Raw genomic sequence first — 22873 nt, 5'->3', positions numbered from 1 at the left:
GCCGCCACTTGAGTACATCCGTGAGGGGAGACATCCGGATGGTCGATACACCGGCCGTAGAAGAACCTTTTTCGCCCGCTTCGGGGCGCACCAATCCAGCCAAGAAGGAAACCTGGTTCGGGCACCCGCGCCAGCTCGCTCGCCTCTTCACTACGGAGATGTGGGAGCGTTTCGGCTACTACGGCATGCGAGCGTTGCTGACGCTCTATCTGACCAAGCACTTTCTCTTCTCGGATCAGCAGGCGACCGGCCTCTACGGCGGCTACACGGCCCTCGTTTACCTGACCCCGCTAGTCGGTGGCTTCATCGCCGACCAGTATCTGGGCTCCAAGCGCTCCATCAAGTTCGGCGCCATTCTGATGGCGCTAGGCTATTTCACCCTCGCCTTTGGCGGTTCGGCGGCTAAGCCGATCGCGACGATCGATGGCCAGCGATACGAAGTTGTCCGCGACAATTTCGTCGACCGGCCGACGAGTGATCCGAACGAGGCGCGTTTCATCGTCGACGGAGGCCAGAAGCTCCTGATCCGGGGCAATGACGACGGATCCGTGTCGCTTCTGAATAATGGGCAGGAAGCGCGGCGACTTGCCAAAGGCACGGTCGAGTTCGGCGGCGAGCGCGACCCGCTGACGCTGACGATCATGTTGATCGCACTGTCGCTAGTTTCGGTGGGGAACGGCTTCTTCAAGCCGAACATTTCGACCATCGTCGGCGCACTGTATGATCAGGGCGACCGTCGCCGGGACAGCGGCTTCACCATCTTCTACATGGGCATCAATCTCGGCTCTATTGGCGGGCAGTTGCTCTGTCCCTTCCTTGCCGACTGGCTCGGTTGGTGGGCCGGTCTCAGCCTTGCCGGCGTCGGCATGCTGATCAGCTACGCCCTCATCCAGTTCGATGGCGGGCGCCTCGATGGCTATGGCGAGCGGCCCGCAGACGCGAAGAATCGCGACGTCGCCATCTACATCTGCGCATTGCTCGCGGTTCCCGTGTTCGTCTTCCTGTTCAGCAACCTGATGAACGCAACGGAGGCCGAACCTGGTTCGGGCTTCATCGGCTATCTCGCCTCGCTTCCGCTGATGGGCAAGCTGCTGTTCGGCACGTTCATCATCGCTGTGCCGGGAATCCTCGCCTGGTCTTTCGCGAAGGGAACGAAGCAGGAAGCGCAGATGATGACGGCGGCGATGATCCTCATCGTCTTCAACGTCTTCTTCTGGACCTTGTTTGAGCAGGCAGGATCGTCGCTGACCCTGTTCGCGGATCGCAACACCGATCGCAGCGTGTTCGGATTGTTCGCGATGTCGGCGCCGCAGACCCAGAACTTCAACCCGATCAGCATCGTGATCTTCGCGCCGTTGATGAGCCTGCTTTGGCTCGGATTGGCAAAGCGAGGCCTCGAGCCGTCCATACCGGTGAAGTTCTCGATCGCGCTCGTTGGCGTCGGAGCAGGATTCCTGTTCCTGGTGCTCGGAACGACGTTCGCCGGCCCCGAGAACAATTGGCAGGTTGGCCTCTGGTGGCTCGCCGGCCTCTACCTGATCCATTCGCTCGCAGAATTGTGCATATCGCCGGTCGGATTGAGCATGATCACCAAATTGTCGATCGCCAGGGTGGTTGGCCTGATGATGGGGGTCTGGTTCCTCTCGATCTCGGTTGCGCAATATGTCGCAGGCGTCGTCGCGCAGTTCGCGAGCGTCGAGACGGTGGGCGGTCAGGTCACCAACCTGAAGGTCAGCCTCGACACCTACGCAGCGACGTTCACGACCATCGCCTGGATCGCCATCGGCGCCGGTGTCGTCCTCTTCCTCCTGAGCTTCCCGCTCAAGAAGTGGATGCATGGTGTCAAATAAGTGGGTGACGGCGGCCTGTGCCGCCGCTGCCTTCCTTGCGTCCGGATGCGCGCAGACGCCGCCGCCCAAGAAAGCGGCGCCGCCTGTGCGGATCAACCAGGACCCGTATCCGTCGACCTACCAGCGCTACCCGGGAGCCGTGACCGCAATCCGCGGCGCGACTATCTTCGACGGGGAAGGCGGTCGCATCGAAAACGGCACGGTCGTTCTCGCCGATGGCGTGGTTCAGGCGATCGGTGGAGCCGACACGCCGGTTCCTGAGGGTGCCTATCAGGTCGATGGTACCGGCAAGTTCGTAACGCCCGGCATTATCGATGTGCACAGCCACCTCGGCGACTACCCGTCGCCCGGAGTCCCAGCACACAGCGATGGCAATGAGGCGACCAGCCCGGTTCGGCCTGAGGTCTGGGCGGAACACAGCGTGTGGCCGCAGGACCCCGGCTTCAGCCGGGCCCTGATGAACGGTGGCGTCACGGCGCTGCAGATCCTTCCGGGGTCGGCAAACCTGTTCGGCGGTCGGTCCGTCACGCTGAAGAACGTCCCCGCGCGGACTGTGCAGGGGATGAAGTTCCCCGGCGCTCCTTACGGTCTGAAGATGGCATGCGGTGAAAACCCGAAGCGCGTTTACGGATCCAAGAGCCAGATGCCCCAGACTCGGATGGGGAACATCGCGGTGGATCGCGCGACATGGATCAAGGCGCAGGCCTACAAGCGCAAATGGGATCGCTATAATAAGACCGGCGGTGATATGCCGGAGCGCGATCTGGCGATGGACACGCTGATGGGCGTGCTGAACGGCCAGATCCTGGTGCACAACCACTGCTACCGCGCCGACGAAATGGCCATCATGATCGATATGTCGAAGGAATTCGGCTACAAGATCACGGCCTTCCATCACGCTGTCGAAGCCTACAAGGTTGCCGATCTTTTAGCCGCCAACGGCATTTGCGCGGCGATGTGGGCCGACTGGTGGGGCTTCAAGATGGAAGCCTATGACGGAATGAAGGAAAACATCCCGCTGGTCGACCATGCCGGCGCCTGCGCGATCGTCCACTCCGACGATCCGAACGGCATCCAGCGATTGAACCAGGAGGCAGCGAAGGCGCTCGCCGACGGGCGTCGCATGGGTCTGTCCATCAGCGATGAGCACGCCTGGACCTGGCTCAGCTACAATCCGGCCAAGGCGCTGGGCATTGCCGACAAGACCGGCAGCCTGAAGCAAGGCAAGATGGCCGACGTCGTCCTGTGGAACGCCAATCCGTTCAGCACCTACGCCCGCCCTGAGCGCGTGTGGATCGACGGCGCGCTCATGTACTTCAGCGGCAACCCGCGGATGAAGCCCGTCAGCGACTTCGAGCTCGGACAGCCGGGCGAGGGAGACGTCAAGTGATCCGCGTGCTCATCGCCTGCGCGCTCCTTGCAACAGCGGCTCCGGTCGCCGCGCAGACGATCGCAATCACGGGCGGCACCGTTGCGCTCGGAGACGGCTCCGAGCCCATAACGGGCGGCACTGTCGTCATCCGCAATGGACGCATCGTCGCTGCCGGCGCCAACGTGCGCATTCCGCCCGGAGCGGAGGTCGTCGACGCCCGGGGCAAGTGGGTTACGCCCGGCATCGTCGCCGGCTTCTCACGCCTTGGCCTGAGCGAAGTCGATCTTTCCGGGCCGCTAACCGACGACAAGGCCCAGAACGGTCCGTTCGGAGCGGCGATCGACGTCGCCCCGGGTATCAATCCGTCCGACACGGCCATCTCGGTGAACCGGGCCGACGGGGTTACGCGCGCGATCGTGGCGCCGAACGTCGCCCGCAGCATCTTTGCCGGGCAGGGCGCAGTGATCGACCTCGGTGCCGACATGGAGCCGATCACGCGCGCTCGCGCCTTCCAATTTGTCGAGCTTGGGGAAACAGGCGGCAACACGGCGGGCGGGTCGCGGCCGTCCGCGTACATCCAGTTCCGCAACGCACTCCGCGAGGCGAGGGAACTGGGCCGATATTCCGGCTCGATCGCGTCGTCGGGCAGGGCGGTCGAAAACCAGGCCGACCAGCCGATCGTCCGCAACCCGAACGAGTCGCGCCTCTATGGGCCGGATGCACGACGAAGCGACGACGTGCTTCTCACCCGATATGATGCCGTGGCACTGGTGCCTGTGCTGCAGGGACGGCAGGCGCTGCTGGTTCACGTCGAGCGGGCTCGCGACATCCTCAACGTTCTGAGCCTGAAGCGTGACTATCCCGCGTTGAAGATCGTACTTGTCGGAGCGACGGAAGGTTGGCTGGTCGCCGACAAGATCGCTGCCGCGAACGTGCCGGTTATCGCTTCTGCGGTGAACGACTTGCCCGCGAACTTCGAACAGATCGCTGCGACCCAGTCGAATGTCGGAAGAATGCGGAATGCCGGCGTGCGCGTGGCCATCGGCATGATCGATGACAACGATACCCGCTACTTGTTCAACCAGCGGCAATATGCCGGCAATCTCGTTGCATTGAGAGATGTGCCGGGCGCCAGCGGAGTGCGCTGGGGTGAGGCATTGGCAATGATCACCTCGGGTCCCGCCGAGGCTCTTGGAATGGGTCGAGATATCGGCAGCCTCACGCCTGGCCGCCGAGCCGATGTCGTCATTTGGTCTGGAGACCCACTTCAGGTATCGTCCAACGCAGACGCGGTATTCATCGACGGGGTGCAACAGCCGATGGACACGAGGCAGACCAAGCTGCGCGACCGGTACAGAGACCTGAGCCGCGACGTGCTTCCTGAGGCTTACACGCGGTGACTCCGCAGGCCGGACTGTTCCTGTCCTGCATCGCCTTCGTCGGTCTTCATCTCCTTTGGTCGCACCCCATGCGTTCCTGGATGGTCAGCCATTTGGGGGAACGCGGCTTCCAACTCGTCTATTCGCTCCAGTCGCTGCTGTTCTTCGGACTGATGATCTATTTCTACCATGCCATCGGACGGGAGCCGCCCAACTGGCAGTTCGGCGCATGGGTTTGGCCTGTCGGGACCGTCTTGATGTGGCTGGCTTCGATCCTTTTCGTCGGCTCCTTCATCAGCAATCCGGCGCTTCCGGGCGCTCGCCTCGAGCGCGGGCGAATTCCGGGAGGCGTCTTCACTATCACCCGCCACCCCATGATGTGGAGCTTCGCGCTCTGGGCGATCGTGCACTTCCTTGTGATCGCCACCATGAAGGCGCTCGTATTCGACACCGCCATTTTCGTCCTCGCGGTCGTTGGATCGGTGGGGCAGGATGCGAAGAAGCGGAAGCTGATGGGCGAGCACTTCCACGAATGGCTGGCCCAGACCGCCTTCATTCCATTCACAAAGGGTGCGAAGTGGCCGGGCACGACCGCAGTCCTCGGCGGGACATTGCTGTTCCTGGTCGCCACCTGGCTTCACCCCGGGCCGGTCGGCATTTGGAGTTGGGTTGGCTGACCACTCGCACTGCTGAACCAGCCGCGCTAAACCGATTTCAATGACACGCAAATTCTTCGGTACCGACGGTATCCGCGGCCTGACCAATAGCGAGCCGATGACGGCCGAAACGGCGCTTCGCGTCGGGCAGGCAGCAGGTGCTCACTTCCTCCGCGGCGATCACCGCCATCGTGTCGTGATCGGCAAAGACACGCGCCTCAGCGGCTACATGATGGAATCGGCGATGGTCGCCGGTTTCACCTCCGTGGGCATGGACGTGGTGCTGCTCGGGCCGATGCCTACGCCGGCGGTGGCGATGCTGACACGGTCGATGCGCGCGGATATCGGCGTGATGATCTCCGCCTCGCACAACCCGTTCGCCGACAATGGCATCAAGCTATTCGGGCCGGATGGCTACAAGCTCAGTGACAAGACCGAGCAGGCCATCGAAGCGAAGATCGAAAAGGGCGTGAAGCTCGTCGCTGCGGAGAAGATCGGGCGGGCCCGCCGTATCGACGATGCCCGTGGGCGGTACATTCACCATGTGAAGTCGACATTTCCGGAACGGCTTCGCCTGGACGGCCTCAAAATCGTTGTCGATTGCGCGAATGGCGCCGCCTACCACGTCGCTCCGGAGGCTCTGTGGGAGCTCGGCGCCGACGTCATCCCGATCGGCGTGAAGCCGGACGGCCTCAACATCAACGCCGAATGCGGATCGACCAAGCCCCAGCTGTTGCAGGAAACGGTCGTCGCGAGCGGTGCTCACATCGGCATCGCGCTCGACGGCGACGCCGATCGCCTGATCCTGGTCGACGAGAAGGGACGCATCATCGACGGCGACCAGATGATGGCGCTGGTCGGGCTCGACCTTCAACGTCGCGGCGAGCTTCGCGGCGGTTCGGTCGTCGCGACGGTCATGTCCAACCTCGGGCTGGAACGCCGGCTTCAGCAGGAGGGGATTGGGCTCATCCGAACCGCAGTCGGCGACCGCTACGTTCTGGAGGCGATGCGGGAGAAGAAGTGCAATGTCGGCGGGGAGCAGTCCGGTCACATCATCCTGAGCGACCATTCGACCACCGGCGACGGGCTGGTCGCCGCACTCCAGGTGCTTGCCGCGCTGGTCGATAGCGGCAAGCCCTCAAGCGAGGTCCTGCACCTGTTCGACCCGGTGCCGCAGCTGCTGAGGAATGTGCGCTTCAACGGCGGCAAGGCGCCGCTCGAAACCGACCGCGTCCAGCAGCGGATTGCCGCCGCCGAAGCGGAGCTTGAGGGGCGTGGTCGCCTCGTCATCCGCAAGTCGGGCACCGAACCTCTCATCCGGGTCATGGCCGAAGGCGACGACCCCAAGCTCGTCGAGCGGCTGGTCGACGACATCTGCGAGGCGGTACAAAGCGCAGCGTGAACCCTTTCTTCGCAATTAGACGCGAAACCGGGACGCTGTGCGCATGGACAGTTTCGCCCCGTACGGCGCCCGAAGCGCCGCAATGACCGCGAAGCCCGCGCGAGTCCTCGTCATCGCCGGCTCGGATTCCGGCGGGGGCGCCGGCATCCAGGCCGACATCAAGACAATCACGATGCTCGGCGGCCATGCGATGACCGCGGTGACGGCCGTGACCGCGCAGAACACGACGGGAGTGACCGCCGTGCACCCGGTCCCGGCCGAGGTGATCCTCGCCCAGATCGACGCGGTCATCGAGGATATTGGCGTCGACGCGGTGAAGATCGGAATGATCGGCAGCGTCTTTGCCGCGGAGCAGCTCGCTCTGAGGCTTCAACGGCTCAAGGCAGAGAATCCCGATCTCCCGATCGTCTTTGACCCGGTCATGGTCGCGACGAGCGGATCCTCGCTGGCCGACGACGCCACGATCGCCGCTTTCGGCCCTTTGATGGACCTTGCGACGATCGTCACGCCCAACCTGCCGGAGCTCGCGCGGCTCAGCAATCAGGATGACCCGGTCGCTGCCGCTCTCGGACTCGTGGGCGATCACGGTTGCGCGGTGCTGATCAAAGGTGGTCACGAGGAAGGCGACACGCTCGCCGATGCACTGATCGAAACCGACAACATGACCAGCTGGCAGGGCCAGCGGATCGACACCACCAGCACGCACGGCACCGGCTGCACGCTGGCGAGCGCGATTGCCTGCCTTCTGGGGCAGGGCGACAGTTTGACGTCAGCGGTGGAGCGAGCGCGGACCTTTGTCCGGGTGGCGCTCTATGCAGCGCCGGACCTCGGGCATGGCTCGGGCCCTGTAGGGTCGACCAATGTCCGCCTGGACGTGGGTCCGGGACCGCGGCTCAACCAGGTGACGCTGACGGTGAAGGATTACGCCAAGTCCGTCGATTTCTATTCGAAGCTCGGCCTCAAGCAGATCGTCGACAGCCCGGAAAACTCCTACGCCCGGTTCGAGACGTTTGGCGGAGCGACCCTGTCGATCCAGGCCGATCCGGACGAGAAGATCTCGGCGACGACCGCCGTCTACCTCGAATGCGACGACCTCGATGCCCGCGTGGAGCGGCTCGCCCGCCTCGGTATTCTGTTCGAGCATGCGCCGCGCAACCAGCCGTGGATGTGGCGCGAGGCCCGCCTTCGCGACCCGTCGGGTAACATCATTTTCCTCTACAAGGCGGGGGAAGCGCGCCGCTTCCCGCCCTGGCGCGTCGAGTAGTTGTTGCGCTCCTGCGAAGGCAGGGGCCCAGTTTCTTGTGGAAAATCAGCGATAGGTCACTGGACCCCTGCCTTCGCAGGGGTACACAAGTGACTCAATGCCTCGCCGCTGCTCCTTCAAGATCGAGCTGGACTTCCCGCAGCCGCTTGCCGGCGTGGATGAGGCCGGCTGCGCCCCGCTTGCGGGGCCGGTGGTCGCAGCGGCCTGTATCCTCGACCGCAACAAATTTCCGCGCGGCATCGACGATTCCAAGAACTTGCCGCTGGAAAAGCGCGAGGCGCTTTATGCCAAGCTGACCAAGGTCGCGGCATTTGGCGTCGGCGTCGCCAGCGTGGAAGAGATCGACACGATCAACATCTACTGGGCGCGCATGTTGGCAATGAGCCGGGCGGTCGAGGCACTCGGTATCGAGCCGGCGTGGGTGCTCGTCGATGGCAACGCGACTCCGAAATGGCAGCGGCCGTCCAAGGCGATCGTCGACGGCGACGCCAAGTGCCGCTCCATCGCCGCCGCCTCGATCATCGCCAAGGTCACTCGCGATCGCATGATGGTGCAGCACGCGGAGACTTATCCCGGTTACGGATGGGAGCGGAATCGCGGCTATCCGACGCCCCATCACCGACGGGCCTTGCGCGAGCTTGGACCGACGCCTTTACACCGCCGCAGCTTCGGTCTGGTTCGCGATATGCTCGCCGCAGCTGCTCAACCGGAGTTGCAACTTCCGGAAATCGCAATCGCGAGTCCTTTGAGTCACACCACCACAGGTTGAGTCTCGGGAGTCCCAGGAGACTCAACATCTTGTGGTCGAGTCTTAGCGGACTCTCTTCGTTCTCAACCACCTCCAGGCGGCGTTAACCTCTGTTCGCTTGACCGCGAGTCAGGCCTGACTCACTTTTCACCGCAAGGGGGAGTTGCATGAACTTGATCGCCCGCATTGCGGAGACACAGGGCGCGCTGCGCCCGCGCACCAGTCCGGCGAAGCGAGAGCTTCCGCTCGACCAGATCCTGATGGGCGACTGCATCGCCGAGATGGCGCGCCTGCCCGACAAGTCGGTCGACATGATCTTCGCCGATCCGCCCTATAACCTCCAGCTGGGCGGTGACCTGTTCCGCCCCGAAGGCAGCCGAGTCGATGCCGTAGATGACGAATGGGACAAGTTCGACAGCCTTGCCGCCTATGATGATTTCACGCGCGAGTGGCTCGCCGAGGCCCGCCGCATCCTCAAGGACAACGGCACGATCTGGGTGATCGGCAGCTACCACAACATCTTCCGTGTCGGCTCTCTGCTTCAGGATGCTGAATTCTGGATCCTGAATGACGTGATCTGGCGCAAGGCCAACCCGATGCCGAACTTCCGCGGCACGCGCTTCACCAACGCCCACGAGACCCTGATCTGGTGCGCCAAGGACGAGAAGGCGCGCTACACGTTCAACTATCGCGCGATGAAGGCGCTCAACGACGACTTGCAGATGCGGTCCGATTGGGTGCTGCCGATTTGCAGCGGGCAGGAGCGGGTGAAGGACGACGAGGGCATCAAGGCCCATCCGACGCAGAAGCCCGAGGCCTTGCTCTATCGTATCCTACTGGCCTGCACGAAGCCGGGCGACGTCGTGCTCGATCCGTTCTTCGGCACCGGCACGACGGGTGCAGTGGCTCGCCGTCTCGGGCGCCGCTGGATCGGCATCGAGCGCGAGAAGTCCTACGTGAAGGTCGCCTTGCAGCGCATCGAATCTACTCTACCGCTCGATGAGAGCGCGATGCAGGTGGTGCCGGACAAGCGCTCTGCGCCTCGCGTGGCCTTCGGGCTTCTAGTCGAATCCGGAATGGTCGCGCCCGGGTCGATGCTGACCGACAGCAAGCGCCGCTGGCAGGCCAAGGTTTGCGCTGACGGATCGCTCGTGTGTGACGCGCACGCCGGCTCCATCCACAAGGTCGGCGCTGCGCTACAGGGTGCTCCATCGTGCAACGGCTGGAGTTTCTGGCACGTTGAGGACGGTGGAAAGCTGCAGCCGATCGATGCGCTTCGGCAAAGGCACTTGGCCGGTCTCAGCTAAGGTGCCATTGCTCGCACCCGAATGAGCGACACACCCAATTTCGCAGTCGTGATCCTAGCGGCAGGGCAGGGCACCCGCATGCGCTCGGACACGCATAAGGTCCTGCATCCGATCGCCGGCAAGGCGCTGCTGATGCACTTGCTCGACAGCGTCGATCGCCTCGGCGCCGAAAAGCGTGTCGTGGTAGTCGGCAAAGGACGCGACCAGGTAGAGAAGGCGCTTGTGGGGCGTGACGTTCTGATTGCGCATCAGGCAGAGCAGAAAGGTACGGCCCACGCCGTTCAGCAAGCGAGGGACGCGCTGTCGGGGTATGATGGATCGGTCCTGATCCTCTACGGCGACACGCCGTTCGTTGAGCCCGATACGCTGAAGCGCATGCTTGATCGGCTCGACGGGCAGGATGGACCTGGAGTGGTCGTGCTCGCGTCGACTCCCGACGACCCGCTCAATTATGGCCGTATCATTCTCGGCGAGGGCGACTGCATCGCCAAAATGGTCGAGTTCAAGGACGCGACCGACGACGAGCGGGCGGTTCGCTTGTGCAACAGCGGCATGATGGCCGTCCGCGCAGCCGACCTGTTCCGCTGGCTCGACGAGGTCGGCAACGACAATGCCGCCGGGGAATATTATCTGCCCGACGTCGTCAACATCGCGGCTGCCGAAGGACGTGACGCGGTCGTCATCGAAGGTGACCCTTACGAAACCGCAGGAGTGAATAGCCGCGCGGAACTGGCGCACCTCGAACTCGACTGGCAGCGCCGCCGCCGCGAGCGAGCACTGCAGGACGGCGCGACCCTAATCGATCCGGAGAGCGTCTGGTTCGCCGCCGACACCAAGCTCGGCCGCGACGTCACAGTGGAACCGCACGTAGTGTTCGGCCCCGGCGTCGAAATCGCGGACGGGGCGACCATCAAGGCATTCAGCCACATCGAGGGCGCTATCGTTGCGACCAAAGCGGTGATCGGACCTTTTGCGCGGCTTCGCCCAGGTGCGAAGATCGGCGAGAAGGCCAAGGTTGGAAACTTTGTCGAAGTGAAAAAGGCTGTGCTGGGCCCAGGCGCGAAGGCGAACCACCTTTCATACATCGGGGATGCAGACGTTGGCGCGGATGCCAACATCGGCGCCGGCACAATCACCTGTAACTACGACGGCTTCGGCAAGTACAGCACGGTGATCGGTGCTGGCGCCTTCATCGGCTCCAACACGGCGCTGGTTGCGCCGGTCAACGTCGGGGAAGGCGCGATCATCGGTGCCGGTTCAGTCATCACCAAGGATGTCGCTGCCGACAGCCTCGCCGTTGAACGCAGCGATCAGAAGGGCATAGCCGGCTGGGCCAAGCGCTTCCGGGAGCGGATGGCGAAGAAAGCCAACTAGCCGTCCGCGCCATCCGCCGCCTTATCGGTCTTAGCTCGTCGAGCCGGTCTGCTTGGCGAAATTCTCCGTCGCTTCGGTGAAGTTCTTCTGGAAGATGCTGACGAGCTCCGCGTCTGCCTCTGTCGTGTCTTCGCCTTTCTTGGCCGGGAAGATCTTGAGGCCATTCCCGCCTGTCGTCTTCTTGATCCGCGGCGCCCCAGTGCTCGCGTCGAACTGCCGCAGGATGAAAGACGTCCTGAGCGAGCGGCCCCACATCGCCGCCTTGGTGTAAAGCACGTCGGTGACGATCAACTCCGAATAGCAAGACGCCTTCGAGTCCGAGCGGCGGGTCAGGATCTTGTTGACCGTCTTGCGGTCGAGCGCCTCCTCGTGCGTTACAATCTTGGATGCAGGCAGCTTGAGAAGCGCGATGAGATCGAGCTTCTGAAGCGCGTCAAGCTGACCTCCCGGGTCGAGAGCGGACGCCATTTGCGAGCGGCGCGCCTTGTCGCCGTCCGCATGGATGGCGGCATCCAGCAGACCGCCTCCAAGCCATCCCGTCGTCATCGCCTGGAACCGCTCCGCCGGCCAGATGTGCAGTTCGCACTTCGGCTCATCGGCGACGGGAGCCGCGGCCGCCGTGACAACGGGTGACGGTGAGGTTTCCTGGACAGTCGAGGCTTCAGAAGATGCGGGTGCTGAAGGTGCCGCTTCGGATGTCACAGTCTCTGGCGCAGGCGCCGGAGCGACCTCCTGTGCAATCGCCGGACCGGCGGTGATCAGTGCCGCGCTGAGTAGATACATGAATTTCAAGATCTTCTCCCCCTCACTTACGCTTTTGCTTTGCTGAATTCTGCAGCAGTTCCTCAACTGCTCCCCGATAAGCCGCCTCGACGATCTGAGTCGCTTTCTCTGCCTCCGCGGGTGACCGAAGCTGGAATCCGGGCATCGGGGCGGCGCCGTAGCTGCTGAAGGTCGAGACTTGCGTGCCGTTTTCGAAGCGTCGAACGACTCCAAAAACGCGAACGGACCGCTCGGCGAGACCGCCGCGCTCAAGCATGATTTGCGGGAGCATGACTTCCACCGTGCAGGCGGCGGTCGACGGAGCCTTCGGGCCAGCCGCGATCGCTTCTCGGCGAGTGAGGAAGTTGGCATGGATCACCCGAGAAGTCTCGGAAATACCGAGAACGTGACCGACCACCACTTCGCTCAAGATCTCGCCCTGACGCCTCGGTGTCAGCCAATCGAGCGGACGGCCGGCCATCTCGTAATAATGCTTCAAATCTTGGTCGACGCGCTTGGTGGCGTCGAAATCCTCACCGACGCTGTGCACCCCATCAGCCGGGTAGATATGGACTTCGCATTGCGTGGACGTCTGCGCATTCGCCGCGCACGCAAGAACGCCTGTGCTCGCAAGCGCGAGCGCCCCAAACTTGAACAAACTCACAAACGGCCCCCTACCGATGTCTCAAGCCTAACAGCCAATTGCAGCCTTGGAAGAGGCTTTGTGACCGGCATAAGGCCGGCGCGCGCAAGAACCTGATCGCGGCCCTCTCCAGCCGAACTTCGGGTCAGCGGCCAGACTTTGTTCCGTCCGAACTAGAGCTATCCCGCAGAACAGCTCGGCTGATGTGCGTTAAGAGTTGGACGGTACCGCTGTAGAACAAGCCCAATATGGACCAGTTTACATCCATAATGGACGGACTACTCAGTCGGGCGGGTCGGACGCGGTCGTCCAGTGAGGGTCTATGTGCGGAATCGTTGGGATTGTCGGGAAAAGTGAAGTCGCTCAGCGGCTGTTCGACGGACTGAAGCGGCTCGAATATCGCGGATACGACAGTGCCGGCATCTGCACGATCGACCACGGTGAGCTCGTCCGTCGCCGGGCAGAAGGGAAGCTGGACAATCTCGCCCGCGAGCTGGCCAGGGAAAAGCTCGGTGGGACGATTGGCATCGCTCACACGCGGTGGGCGACGCATGGGGCGCCGACCGTCGACAATGCGCACCCTCACATCGTCGGACCGGTGGCGATCGTCCACAACGGCATCATCGAGAATTTCAAGCCGCTGAGAGAAGAGCTCATCGCCGATGGCCGCGAGTTCCGAAGCGAGACGGACACCGAAGTTGTCGCCCATCTGGTTGCCCGGGAGGTCGAAGGCGGCGCGTCGCCGCAGGACGCGGTCGCCGCCGTGCTGCCGCGGCTGCAGGGAGCGTTCGCGATCGCATTTCTGTTCCGCGACTATCCCGACCTCATCATTGGCGCGCGAATGGGTGCGCCGCTCACCGTCGGCTATGGCGACGGCGAGAATTATCTCGGCTCCGATGCGCTCGCTGTCGCCCCTTGGACGCAGCGGATTGCCTATCTCGACGAGGGCGATTGGGCGGTGGTTCGCCGCGAGGGCATCGAGATCTTTGACCGTGACAATCAGCCCGTCGAGCGGGAGATCGTCGAATCCGGCGCTTCTGCGGCTCCGGTCGAGAAGGGCAATTACGCCCATTACATGCAGAAAGAGATCTTCGAGCAGCCGATCGCCGTCGCTCAGACGCTCCAGAGCTATGTCCGTCCATTCGAGGGCGAAGTGGCATTGCCGACAGGCGACCTCGACCTCGCGACCGTGGGCCGGGTCACCATCGTGGCTTGCGGCACCAGCTTTTACGCGGGGATGGTCGCGAAATACTGGATTGAGCAGTTCGCCCGCGTTCCCGTCGACATCGATGTTGCCAGCGAGTTTCGCTACCGCCAGCCGGTGCTGGAGCCTGGTGGGCTCGCGCTCTTCATCAGTCAGTCGGGCGAGACGGCCGATACGCTCGCGGCGCTGCGGCATGCCCGGAGCGAGCAACAGCGGATTGCGGTCGTCGTGAACGTGCCGACAAGCTCGATGGCTCGCGAGGCGGACCTTCTGCTTCCCACGTATGCCGGGCCGGAAATCGGCGTGGCTTCGACGAAGGCGTTCACCTGCCAGTTGGCGGTGCTGGCCGCTCTCTCGGCGAACCTTGCCCGCGCGAAGGGCAGACTGAGTCGGGAAGAAGAGCAGGAAATCGTCCAGCACCTCCAGGAGGCCCCCGCCGCACTGAACGCAGCGCTCGGCCACGATGACGATATTGCCTCCATGGCGCATCTTATCGCGCCGGCGCGGGACGTGCTCTACCTCGGTCGTGGTCCAGACTATCCGCTGGCTCTCGAAGGCGCGCTAAAGCTCAAGGAAATCAGCTACATCCACGCCGAAGGCTATGCCGCCGGCGAGATGAAGCATGGGCCGATTGCGCTGATCGACGAAGCTGTCCCAGTGATCGTCCTCGCGCCGTCCGGGCCGCTGTTCGAGAAAACGGTCAGCAACATGCAGGAGGTCCGGGCCCGCGGAGGCAAGATCGTTCTGATCAGCGATGCCAAGGGCCTCGAAGATGCCGGCGAGGGCTGCATCGCGACGATCGAGATGCCCGAAGTGCACCCGCTGATCGCGCCCCTCGTCTACGCGGTGCCGGTGCAGTTGCTGGCGTACCACGTGGCGGTGACCAAAGGCACGGACGTCGATCAGCCGCGCAACCTCGCGAAGAGCGTTACGGTGGAATGAAGCACGTCGGCATCCTCGCGCACAGCTTCGAGGGGGCGACGCTTTGTTTTCACACGGCGTGCATGGAGGGCTTGGCGAAGCTTGGCGCGCACATGCATCCCGAGATCACGATGACCTGTTCGCCCATGGCGTTAGTGCTCGACGCATGGGAGCGGGGCGATAACGAGGAGCTGCGCGGCTTCTTCATGAACGATGCGAGGAAGCTTGCGGCTGCCGGCGCCGATTTCTTCGTCCTTCCGGATAACACCGCCCACATCGCGATGGAGGCCGCGGGAGAGCCTTTTCCGATCCCGGGCCTGAACATCGGCGAGGTGGTGGCGGAGCAGGCGGCGAAGGACGGCCGCGGAAAGGTCGGGATTCTCGGCACCAAGTATACGATGAACGGGCCGGTCTACCCGGGTGCGCTGGGCCGTCGCGGAATTGCGTGGGCCGTTCCGTCGGCGGAGGATCAGAAGACGGTCAACGACATCATCTTCGACGAACTCTGCCTTGGCGTTTTCACCGACTCGTCACGCGATGCCTATGTGCGCATTATCGAGAAGCTGAAGGCGGATGAATGCGACGCAGTGGCGCTGGTCTGCACGGAGATCCCGCTGCTGGTCAGCAAAGATGTGTCGCCACTTCCTACCTTGGAATCCACGCAATTGCTGGCCAGGGCCGCAGTTGAGGTTGCTGTCGGGGATAGGCCGATGCCAACCTGGCGCGGCGGGCCCGTCTAGGCTGCGACGGCGGCGCGCTGGGCTTCGAGCGCCTTCTTGTGGCGCATGATCCGCTCGTAGAGGAAATCGATCACGATCCTCACCCGCGGGGTGTGGCGGACGCGTTCGTGCGTGACGAGCCACATGACGCGGCCATGGTCGTCTTTCGGCGGAACGCACTGGATCAGGTCCGGGTCGGCGTCAGCGACAATGCAGGGGAGGACCGCGATGCCAAGGCCCGAGCGGATCGCCGACATCATTCCCATCGCTGAGGCATGATGCATGATGATCCGGTCATCGAGACCGAGGTCGTGCAGCCAAGCAGAATAGGCGCGCCAAAGCTTCGGCCCGCCACCGCCGATGAAGGCGTGCTTCTTCAGCTCGTGGCGCGTGGCAGGTACGCCGTGCGAAGCGGCATAATCCCGGCTGCAGTAGAGCGTCCAATCGTCGATACCGATCCGTCGGCCGACAATGCCAGCGGCGGGATCGCCATACGAGCTTCGCAGTGCGATGTCCGCCTCGCCCTCGCCGAGATCTCGCAGGTCCTGGCTGTCGTCGAGTTCGATCATGATCTCGGGATGCCGCTCGTGAAGTTCGCGAAGCATGGGCGAGAGCAGGCTTACGGCAAAGATTTCCTGGGTGGTTATGCGGACGGTGCCCGACGTGTCTCTCGCCAAGGCCGACGAAGCTTCGGAGAAGCCACTCGCGGCCTGTTCCACGACTTGCGCGCGATCCACTAGCTCCTCGCCGGCAGGCGTTAGCGAATATCCGGCTTGTCGCTTTTCGAAGAGGCGAACTCCGAGTCCCTCCTCCAGCGCCGCAATCCGCCGCGCGACGGTGGTCTGGCTGACGCGCAGGGCCCGCGCGGCTGCAAGCGTGCTTCCGTCGCGCGCGACCGCAAGGAAATATCGAAGGTCGTTCCAGTCGAACATGACCGCTTTCCTAGCGCCTGAAGGCGCTACTGCCGTTCTGCAATTTTGCAGAATGTTAGCACGAAATCGTTGCTTACGCGAACTGATTGCCGGGATTATCTGGATGGTCGCTCCGGTAAGCCGGTCCTGAATTTCAAAAGGGAAGCGACCATGAAGAACCCCTACGCAATCGCACTGCTATCAGCGCTGATCACCGCTGGCGCGCTGAAGGCGGCACCCGCATTTGCGGAGACGCCGGCTGTGCCACAGACTCACATTAGCTACGTCCAGACCGCCGATCTCGACCTATCCAGCACGAGTGGACAGCGGACCCTCGACCATCGCCTCGCGCAGGCGGCCCGCGAAGTTTGCGGCAGCCCCTCGGACGTCGACCTCGTCGGCCAGAACAAGGCTCGCGAGTGCCGCAAGGACGCGATCGAGAATGCAGCTGGCAAACGGGAAGCCCTGTTGGCCGCTGCCCAGCGCGGTGCCGTCTTGGCTGTCACCGCCAGCCGCTAGACCTTTCGAGTTCTCCAAGAAGGGCGTCCCGGCCTCCCCGGGGCGCCCTTCGCCTTGTCTGGCGCCGGTGCTCCACCTAGACCGCCGCGATGGTTGAGGTTTCGGGTGGCTGTCATTGCGGGGCAGTAAGGTTCACGGCGAGGATGCCGGACGGGCCTGCCGCCGCGCTTGAGTGCAATTGCTCCATCTGCTCGATGACGGGCTTCCTCCATGTGATGGTGCCGCATGCGGATTTCGAGCTGATCACCGGTCGCAACGACCTCGCCAGCTACCGGTTCGGCAGCGGGGCGGCGGAGCACCTGTTCTGCTCCAAATGCGGGGTCAAGAGCTTCTACCAGCCGCGTTCCCATCCCGACGCCTGGAGCGTGAACGCCAAATGCCTCGATCGACCGATCGACCTTGCCGTCGAACAGTTCGACGGACGGGACTGGGAGAATGCAAAGGCGCATCTCGACGACGAACAGCGAGGCCGTTAGGCGGCCGACATGGATCGCCCGCTGCGTTTGACTATCGACAAGACCTCGCTCGCCCAGAATTGGCGAACCCTTGCGGAGCGGGCGGGTGTGCCCGCGGGGGCTGCAATCAAGGCCAACGCCTACGGGCTCGGAGCCCGGGAGGCTCTCCACACGCTCGCCGAAGCCGGCTGCCGGGACTTCTTCGTGTCGATCTGGGCGGAAGCCGAGGAGCTTGGCCCTTTGCCCGAAGGGACGAACCTTGCAGTTCTGCACGGGGTTGGCCCTGCGGATATGGAGGCTGCGTCTAGGTCCAATGCCCGACCGGTCCTCAACAGCGTCGAACAAGTCGCTCGCTGGAAGCTTGCGGGAGCCGGCCGTCCCTGTGACGTGATGATCGATACGGGCATGAATCGCCTTGGGCTTCGGCCGGAAGAAGTGGGCGCGCTCGATGGTCTCGCCATCGACACACTCCATTCGCACCTCGCCTGCGCGGACGAGGACCATGCCCTGAACGGTACGCAACTCCAGCGCTTCCGCGAGATTGCGGGTTCGGTGCAAGCAAGGCGTTACAGTTTGGTAAATTCGGCCGGGATCTACCTGGGGCGCGATTACAGCTTCGATCTCGTGAGGCCCGGGCTTGCCCTCTACGGTGGCATCCCGCGTGACGAGGCACAGGCGGAAATTCGGCAGGTCGCGCGGGTCGAAGCGCAGGTCGTCCAGCGCCGCACCATCCGTGCCGGCGAGAGCTGCGGGTATGGCGCGACATTTGTCGCTGAGGCGGACGTCGAAGCGGCGATCCTCAACGTCGGGTACGCCGACGGGTATCTCCGTGGCTTCTCATCCAGGGGCACTGCCTTCGCGGGCGAGTTTGCCTTGCCTGTGCTGGGACGGGTTTCGATGGATCTGATCGCAGTCGATTGCGACGTCGCACCATCGCTCGGCGAAGGCGACTGGGTCGAGATCGATTACGACCTCAGGACTGCAGCAGAGGCTTCCGGCCTTTCGCAATACGAGTTGCTGACGACCTTGGGTTCCCGGTTCGAGCGACGCTGGGTTTAGTCCCCGGCGGCGGCGTCTTCGGCTTGTAGCGGCAAAGGTCGATCACGGGGCAGCGCCAGCATTCCGGCTTGCGCGCCTTGCAGATGTAGCGGCCGTGAAGGATCAGCCAGTGGTGCGCATTAAGCCGAAAGGGCTGCGGTACGACTTTTTCGAGCCTGAGCTCGACCTTCAGAACGTCCTTCCCCGGGGCTAGGCCCGTTCGATTGCACACACGGAAGATGTGCGTGTCGACAGCGAACGTCTCCTGGTGGAAAGCCGTGTTGAGCACGACGTTGGCGGTCTTGCGACCGACCCCAGGGAGCTTCTCCAGCTCCTCTCGCGTGCCCGGAACCTGACTGTCGTGATCGCGGATCAACGCTTGGGACAAGGCGATGACGTTCTTGGCCTTGGTGTTGAACAGGCCAATCGTCTTGATCACGTCGCGGACCTTTGCCTCGCCCAGGGCGACCATCCGCTCCGGTGTCTTCACTCGGGCAAATAGCGGACGGGTCGCGATATTCACGCTCGCATCGGTTGCCTGGGCCGACAGCACCACTGCGACGAGCAAGGTGTATGGATTTTCGTACTCGAGCTCGGTCGTTGGGGAGGGGTTCTCTTCCGCAAGCCGGCGGAAAAACTCGAAGACGTGTTCGCGGTTCATTTCAGGTCGTCCAGCGCTCGTCCGAGCCGCGCCAAGCCTTCGTCAAAGTCGGCGGGTGGAAGGCCAAGCCCGACACGGAAGTGGTCCGGCATTTCGAACCAGCGGCCGGGAACGACAGCCGAATCGTACTCTTCCCTGAGGAGTGCGGCGAGACGTTCCGTGTCTCCACCCGACCACTTGGGGAAGACCGTAATGCCATGCTCTGCCGGAGCCGCCTTAACGTCCTGCCGGCCTTCTGCGAACGCGTTCCAGGTGGCACGGTTTCGAGCGAGCATCGGCTGGTTATCGGAATTGATCATGTCGAGCTGGTCGAACGCGATGCAAGCGAGGCGCTCGGCCTGATGCGCCTGATTGACTCCAAGCAGGTCGTTCAGTCGCCACATGCGCTCGGCAAGGCCAGGCTCAGCGAGGACCCACCCGCAGCGGAGGCCGCTGAGGCCGTAGACCTTGGTCAGGCTGTTCGTGCACACGAACTCGCTGCCGAGATGAGCGGCGCTACGGCGCGGCGGAACTGCGGCGTCGAGATAGACTTCGTCGACAAGGACGTGCGCGCCGTGGCTCGAGGCGAGGGCGCCGAGGTCCTTCAGGATGCTCTCGCCGGTCAGATTCCCGCTAGGGTTGTGCAGATTCGTGAGAACGATGAGGCGTGTGCGGTGGCTGATCACGGCTGCGACAGCGTCCAGATCAAGTCGGAAACCTTCGTTCGGCTGCCGGTCGAAGCGCCTGATCTCTGCGCCGAGGAAACTCGCGGCGCCGAGGAGCGGCTCATAGGTGGGCCGCTCGATCAGGACCTCATCGCCAGGCTGGATCAATGCGGCGAGAGAGAGGAAATTCGCCATGGACGTCCCGTCGGCTGCGACGATGCGGTCAGTCGGCATGCCGTAGCGCGCCCCAATGGCGTCGCGAAGCGGCGCGTAGCGGGGGTGGCTTGCGCCATCCAGATCAAGGTCAGCCAGGCTGATTGGCAGTCGGTCCATGTGATAGTGCGGGACCTCGCTTGAGGTCAGGGCGTACCTCACCGGCGGCTTGAACTTTGCCCAGTGCATATAGTCCGACTGCATGATCCGGTTGGTCATGCCGATGGACGATTCTGTCTCTGCCAGAAGCGGCAGGCGGGGATGCCGAGAAGCAGGATCGCGTAACCGATCAGGCTGTTCACAACACTGGTCATGACCGTTGCGACCACGATGGCGAAGCAGGCGGCGACGAAGATCCCTGTCGTGACGGGATGGCCGGGCGCCTTGAACCCTGGTGCGACTGGATCACGGGCTCGGAAGATGAAGAGCGCCGCACCGGTCAGGCCAAAGAACAGGAAATCGACTGACACCACGTAAGCGAGGATTTGGCCATAAGTGCCCGACAAGGCGATGATTGCTGCTGCGATCCCTTGAAGCAGGATGGCGCGCACGGGGACGCGGCTGTGCTCGTTGACCTTGGTCAGTGAGCGGAAAAATACGCCGTCTTCCGCCATCGCGAAATAGACGCGCGGCGCGGTCAACATGCCCTGGCTGAGAAAGCCGAGGGCGGAAATCGCAATGCCGAGTGCGATGAACGCGGCGCCTTTCTCGCCCAGCGCCAGGCGCATGACATCGCTCGCAGGCGTCTTGGACTCGGCAAGACCCTGCGGCCCGAGTGCCTGCAAGCAGATGAACGCCACCGCAGTATAAAGAATGATCACGCCCACGACGCCCAGCAGGAGCCCGCGCGCAAGGTCGCGCTGAGGATTGCGCATTTCGCCCGCGACGAAGCTCGATGTCTGCCAACCGCCGTACGAGAACATCACGGCAGTCATCGCTGCGCCGATCCCCGCGATCTGCGAGCCAGCCTCCGCCGTGGGAGTGGGCTGGTAGTTCGCGGGAGCGAAAGCGAGGCCCGCGACAACGAGTGCCACGATCGCTCCGATTTTCAGGACCATGAGCAGGTTCTGCGTATTGCTGCCGGATCGGACGCCGAAGCAGTTGATCAGCGTCAGCAGGGCCAGCGCTGCGATCGCGACCAGGCCATCCGACAAGTTGAGTGCGCTCAGGTCATTGAAATAGCGCGCGAATGTGATCGCGACTGCGGCCATGCCTCCGGATTGTATGACGAGCAGCAGGGACCAGCCGTAGAGGAACGCCGGGGTCTGCCCAAAGGCGTCGCGGATGTACGCATATTGTCCCCCGACATCGGGCCTTCGCGCGGCCAATTCGGCGTAGACCAATGCTCCGGCAAGGGCGACGACTCCTCCCAGCAGCCAGACGCCGACAATCAGCTCGCGACTGTGGACGTGCCGGGCGACCTCTGCAGGATTGACGAAAATGCCGGATCCAATGATCCCGCCCATCACCAACATGGTTGCGTCGAACAGCCCCAGCCGTCTCACGAGGCCGTGAGATGATCCCGGGCTGGCGGCCTGCGTCAAACCGCGTCGGCCCCGACGACGTCGCGCATGGTGTAAATGCCCGCCGGCTTTCCGACGAGGTAGCGCGCTGCGGCGAGCGCTCCCCTGGCGAAGATCATGCGGTTCTCTGCCCTGTGCGAAAGGATCAGCCGTTCTTCGGGCCCGGCAAAAATCACATCGTGGTCGCCGGCGACAGTTCCGCCGCGAAGGGAAGCAAACCCGATCGCGCCTTCCTCGCGCTTGAGATTCGTGCCGTCGCGGCCGCGCTCGGTCCTCAGCTTCGACTGCCGTCCTCGGGCTGCGGCGTCACCTAAAGCCAGCGCCGTGCCTGACGGGGCATCCGCCTTCTGCCGGTGGTGCATCTCGACGATCTCGATATCCCATTCAGGCCCGAGCACGCTTGCAGCGCGCTCCACCAGGTCGGCGAGAAGCGCGACGCCCAGAGACGTGTTCGCGGCTCGCAGGACTGCAATGTCCTTTGCGGCGGCCGCGATCCGGCGATCGGCGAAGTCGTCGAGGCCGGTCGTGCCGACCAGGATCGGAATGGCGGCGGCGGCCGCACGATCCAGGCTGGCCTGAAGCGCTGAGGGTGCAGAAAAATCGATCAGGACGTCCGCATGATCTTGATCGATCGCGAACTCATCGGTTTGGGCGACTGCATCGGCGATGGCGCGGCCCATCCTCCCATTCGGAGCGAAGAGGCTGATGCGGATCGGCTGCTCGTCAGTGCGCATATCGGCACTGATGGCTCAGCGCCGGTGCCTGCGCAACAGGCACCGGCGCGAGACTCCTTTAGCGCTTGATCATCTCGACGTAGAGCGCGCTGCCCATCAGCTTGCGCATCTTCGTCCGGTCGCCGCTGGCGGCGTCTGCACTCTTGTCGGTTTGCTGCATGCGCTGGTTGATGAGGGCGCCGCGACGATCCGCTTCCGCCGCAGACGGGAAATCGTTGAAGCGGGTGAGGAGAATGACATTCGGCTCACCATCACGCGGATTCACGCTGTTCAAGATGTGATATTCGAGGAGCCAACCCTGCGACTTTGCGAATTCCTGGTTGGCTGCCCAAGTCTTGGTCAGCCAGTCCATGTAGTTTTCGAACTGTCCATCCTCGACGTAGATGCGGTTTGCTTGCCAGAACGGGCCGCCCTTGACGGAGCTGTCCTGTGCTGTGGCCGGCAGCGACCAACTGAGAGCAGCCAGCGCCGCAGCGCCGATCAGGAATTTTCGCATGTTTATCCTCCCCGAATGCCGAAGACATGAGCGCCTTCGGCGGTGGGGCGGCGTCGCCTGAAGGCGAGACGCCGTACA

22 protein-coding genes are annotated in these 22873 nt (G+C 63.3%); 14 read left to right on the top strand and 8 right to left on the bottom strand.

From position 1 onward, the window contains the following. Positions 1-38: 38 nt before the first annotated feature. The 9 genes from ABD928_RS01890 to glmU all read left to right on the top strand — a co-directional run bounded on the left by ABD928_RS01890 (position 39) and on the right by glmU (position 11352). Positions 39-1850: a peptide MFS transporter gene (locus ABD928_RS01890; protein WP_345170127.1), complete on the top strand. Its 1812-nt coding sequence runs from the start codon at positions 39-41 to the stop codon at positions 1848-1850. Continuing rightward, complete coding sequence (locus tag ABD928_RS01885) at positions 1837-3240, top strand: amidohydrolase (protein ID WP_345165531.1); 1404 nt, start codon at positions 1837-1839, stop codon at positions 3238-3240. The genes ABD928_RS01890 and ABD928_RS01885 overlap by 14 nt, the downstream gene beginning before the upstream one ends. Then, complete coding sequence (locus ABD928_RS01880; RefSeq protein ID WP_187714218.1) at positions 3237-4622, top strand: amidohydrolase family protein; 1386 nt, start codon at positions 3237-3239, stop codon at positions 4620-4622. Before ABD928_RS01885 ends, ABD928_RS01880 begins: the two co-directional genes overlap by 4 nt. Continuing rightward, a complete protein-coding gene (locus ABD928_RS01875; protein ID WP_345165528.1) occupies positions 4619-5278 on the top strand; it encodes an NnrU family protein in 660 nt (219 codons plus the stop codon). Before ABD928_RS01880 ends, ABD928_RS01875 begins: the two co-directional genes overlap by 4 nt. A gap of 40 nt (positions 5279-5318) precedes the next feature. Next, positions 5319-6659, top strand: coding sequence for a phosphoglucosamine mutase (glmM, locus tag ABD928_RS01870; protein ID WP_187714214.1), 1341 nt, complete (start codon positions 5319-5321; stop codon positions 6657-6659). 43 nt (positions 6660-6702) lie between these two features. Continuing rightward, positions 6703-7923: a bifunctional hydroxymethylpyrimidine kinase/phosphomethylpyrimidine kinase gene (gene thiD / locus ABD928_RS01865; protein ID WP_223276208.1), complete on the top strand. Its 1221-nt coding sequence runs from the start codon at positions 6703-6705 to the stop codon at positions 7921-7923. A 97-nt stretch (positions 7924-8020) separates the two neighbouring features. Continuing rightward, complete coding sequence (locus ABD928_RS01860; RefSeq protein WP_345165524.1) at positions 8021-8692, top strand: ribonuclease HII; 672 nt, start codon at positions 8021-8023, stop codon at positions 8690-8692. Between the two features lie 146 nt (positions 8693-8838). Next, entirely contained in the window at positions 8839-9978 is a 1140-nt protein-coding gene (locus ABD928_RS01855) for a site-specific DNA-methyltransferase (RefSeq protein WP_345165521.1), read from the top strand. A gap of 21 nt (positions 9979-9999) precedes the next feature. Beyond that, positions 10000-11352 carry a bifunctional UDP-N-acetylglucosamine diphosphorylase/glucosamine-1-phosphate N-acetyltransferase GlmU gene (glmU, locus tag ABD928_RS01850; protein ID WP_345165518.1) on the top strand — a complete coding sequence of 451 codons (1353 nt, stop codon included), beginning with the start codon at positions 10000-10002 and terminating at the stop codon, positions 11350-11352. A gap of 30 nt (positions 11353-11382) precedes the next feature. Here glmU and ABD928_RS01845 read toward each other — a convergent pair whose 3' ends face one another. Together ABD928_RS01845 and ABD928_RS01840 are read right to left on the bottom strand one after the other, a co-directional pair. After that, positions 11383-12144, bottom strand: a complete 762-nt coding sequence (locus ABD928_RS01845) for a hypothetical protein (RefSeq protein ID WP_187714213.1) — start codon at positions 12142-12144, stop codon at positions 11383-11385. A gap of 13 nt (positions 12145-12157) precedes the next feature. Then, positions 12158-12778 (bottom strand): hypothetical protein, encoded by a 621-nt coding sequence (locus tag ABD928_RS01840; RefSeq protein WP_345165515.1) that lies wholly within the window; start codon positions 12776-12778, stop codon positions 12158-12160. 301 nt (positions 12779-13079) lie between these two features. Here ABD928_RS01840 and glmS point away from each other — a divergent pair, with 301 nt between their 5' ends. Both glmS and ABD928_RS01830 read left to right on the top strand, forming a co-directional pair. Next, positions 13080-14903 (top strand): glutamine--fructose-6-phosphate transaminase (isomerizing), encoded by a 1824-nt coding sequence (glmS, locus tag ABD928_RS01835; RefSeq protein ID WP_187714211.1) that lies wholly within the window; start codon positions 13080-13082, stop codon positions 14901-14903. Further along, positions 14900-15622, top strand: coding sequence for an aspartate/glutamate racemase family protein (locus ABD928_RS01830; RefSeq protein ID WP_345165512.1), 723 nt, complete (start codon positions 14900-14902; stop codon positions 15620-15622). Before glmS ends, ABD928_RS01830 begins: the two co-directional genes overlap by 4 nt. On the opposite strand, the gene ABD928_RS01825 is transcribed toward ABD928_RS01830, so the two are convergent. After that, on the bottom strand, positions 15619-16533 hold the full coding sequence (locus ABD928_RS01825) for a LysR family transcriptional regulator (protein ID WP_345165509.1): 915 nt from the start codon (positions 16531-16533) through the stop codon (positions 15619-15621). The two genes, ABD928_RS01830 and ABD928_RS01825, sit on opposite strands and share 4 nt — an antisense overlap. A gap of 150 nt (positions 16534-16683) precedes the next feature. Between ABD928_RS01825 and ABD928_RS01820 the strand changes: the two genes are divergently transcribed. From ABD928_RS01820 to alr, 3 genes are all read left to right on the top strand, one after another. After that, a complete protein-coding gene (locus tag ABD928_RS01820) occupies positions 16684-17031 on the top strand; it encodes a UrcA family protein (RefSeq protein ID WP_187714210.1) in 348 nt (115 codons plus the stop codon). A gap of 89 nt (positions 17032-17120) precedes the next feature. Then, positions 17121-17507, top strand: coding sequence for a GFA family protein (locus tag ABD928_RS01815; protein WP_345165505.1), 387 nt, complete (start codon positions 17121-17123; stop codon positions 17505-17507). Between the two features lie 9 nt (positions 17508-17516). Continuing rightward, complete coding sequence (gene alr / locus ABD928_RS01810) at positions 17517-18545, top strand: alanine racemase (protein WP_345165503.1); 1029 nt, start codon at positions 17517-17519, stop codon at positions 18543-18545. On the opposite strand, the gene nth is transcribed toward alr, so the two are convergent. Genes nth through ABD928_RS01785 form a run of 5 tightly spaced genes read right to left on the bottom strand, consistent with a single transcriptional unit; the run spans position 18460 to position 22795 of the window. Further along, entirely contained in the window at positions 18460-19185 is a 726-nt protein-coding gene (gene nth / locus ABD928_RS01805; RefSeq protein WP_187714209.1) for an endonuclease III, read from the bottom strand. The two genes, alr and nth, sit on opposite strands and share 86 nt — an antisense overlap. Next, positions 19182-20261, bottom strand: coding sequence for a pyridoxal phosphate-dependent aminotransferase (locus tag ABD928_RS01800; RefSeq protein ID WP_345165497.1), 1080 nt, complete (start codon positions 20259-20261; stop codon positions 19182-19184). Before ABD928_RS01800 ends, nth begins: the two co-directional genes overlap by 4 nt. Beyond that, positions 20258-21547 (bottom strand): APC family permease, encoded by a 1290-nt coding sequence (locus ABD928_RS01795; RefSeq protein WP_345165494.1) that lies wholly within the window; start codon positions 21545-21547, stop codon positions 20258-20260. Before ABD928_RS01795 ends, ABD928_RS01800 begins: the two co-directional genes overlap by 4 nt. Before the next feature lie 35 nt (positions 21548-21582). Next, a complete protein-coding gene (gene dapB, locus ABD928_RS01790; protein WP_425569655.1) occupies positions 21583-22299 on the bottom strand; it encodes a 4-hydroxy-tetrahydrodipicolinate reductase in 717 nt (238 codons plus the stop codon). A 58-nt stretch (positions 22300-22357) separates the two neighbouring features. After that, positions 22358-22795, bottom strand: a complete 438-nt coding sequence (locus ABD928_RS01785) for a hypothetical protein (protein WP_187714207.1) — start codon at positions 22793-22795, stop codon at positions 22358-22360. Positions 22796-22873: the final 78 nt, after the last annotated feature.

Origin of the sequence: Sphingomonas daechungensis (genome assembly GCF_039543105.1) — a bacterium.
In the GTDB taxonomy this organism is placed as follows: Bacteria; Pseudomonadota; Alphaproteobacteria; order Sphingomonadales; family Sphingomonadaceae; genus Sphingomicrobium; species Sphingomicrobium daechungense.
Note: the sequence above shows the minus strand (reverse complement) of the source record. Positions and strands in the feature narration are given on the sequence as shown.

Bases quoted from the DNA above. Each gene is read 5' to 3' on its own strand.
- ABD928_RS01890 (WP_345170127.1), top strand. From the start codon at position 39: ATGGTCGATACACCGGCCGTAGAAGAACCTTTTTCGCCCGCTTCGGGG.
- ABD928_RS01885 (WP_345165531.1), top strand. From the start codon at position 1,837: ATGGTGTCAAATAAGTGGGTGACGGCGGCCTGTGCCGCCGCTGCCTTC.
- glmM (WP_187714214.1), top strand. From the start codon at position 5,319: ATGACACGCAAATTCTTCGGTACCGACGGTATCCGCGGCCTGACCAAT.
- thiD (WP_223276208.1), top strand. From the start codon at position 6,703: ATGGACAGTTTCGCCCCGTACGGCGCCCGAAGCGCCGCAATGACCGCG.
- ABD928_RS01860 (WP_345165524.1), top strand. From the start codon at position 8,021: ATGCCTCGCCGCTGCTCCTTCAAGATCGAGCTGGACTTCCCGCAGCCG.
- ABD928_RS01855 (WP_345165521.1), top strand. From the start codon at position 8,839: ATGAACTTGATCGCCCGCATTGCGGAGACACAGGGCGCGCTGCGCCCG.
- glmU (WP_345165518.1), top strand. From the start codon at position 10,000: ATGAGCGACACACCCAATTTCGCAGTCGTGATCCTAGCGGCAGGGCAG.
- glmS (WP_187714211.1), top strand. From the start codon at position 13,080: ATGTGCGGAATCGTTGGGATTGTCGGGAAAAGTGAAGTCGCTCAGCGG.
- ABD928_RS01830 (WP_345165512.1), top strand. From the start codon at position 14,900: ATGAAGCACGTCGGCATCCTCGCGCACAGCTTCGAGGGGGCGACGCTT.
- ABD928_RS01825 (WP_345165509.1), bottom strand. From the start codon at position 16,533: ATGTTCGACTGGAACGACCTTCGATATTTCCTTGCGGTCGCGCGCGAC.
- ABD928_RS01820 (WP_187714210.1), top strand. From the start codon at position 16,684: ATGAAGAACCCCTACGCAATCGCACTGCTATCAGCGCTGATCACCGCT.
- ABD928_RS01815 (WP_345165505.1), top strand. From the start codon at position 17,121: ATGGTTGAGGTTTCGGGTGGCTGTCATTGCGGGGCAGTAAGGTTCACG.
- alr (WP_345165503.1), top strand. From the start codon at position 17,517: ATGGATCGCCCGCTGCGTTTGACTATCGACAAGACCTCGCTCGCCCAG.
- nth (WP_187714209.1), bottom strand. From the start codon at position 19,185: ATGAACCGCGAACACGTCTTCGAGTTTTTCCGCCGGCTTGCGGAAGAG.
- ABD928_RS01800 (WP_345165497.1), bottom strand. From the start codon at position 20,261: ATGACCAACCGGATCATGCAGTCGGACTATATGCACTGGGCAAAGTTC.
- dapB (WP_425569655.1), bottom strand. From the start codon at position 22,299: ATGCGCACTGACGAGCAGCCGATCCGCATCAGCCTCTTCGCTCCGAAT.
- ABD928_RS01785 (WP_187714207.1), bottom strand. From the start codon at position 22,795: ATGCGAAAATTCCTGATCGGCGCTGCGGCGCTGGCTGCTCTCAGTTGG.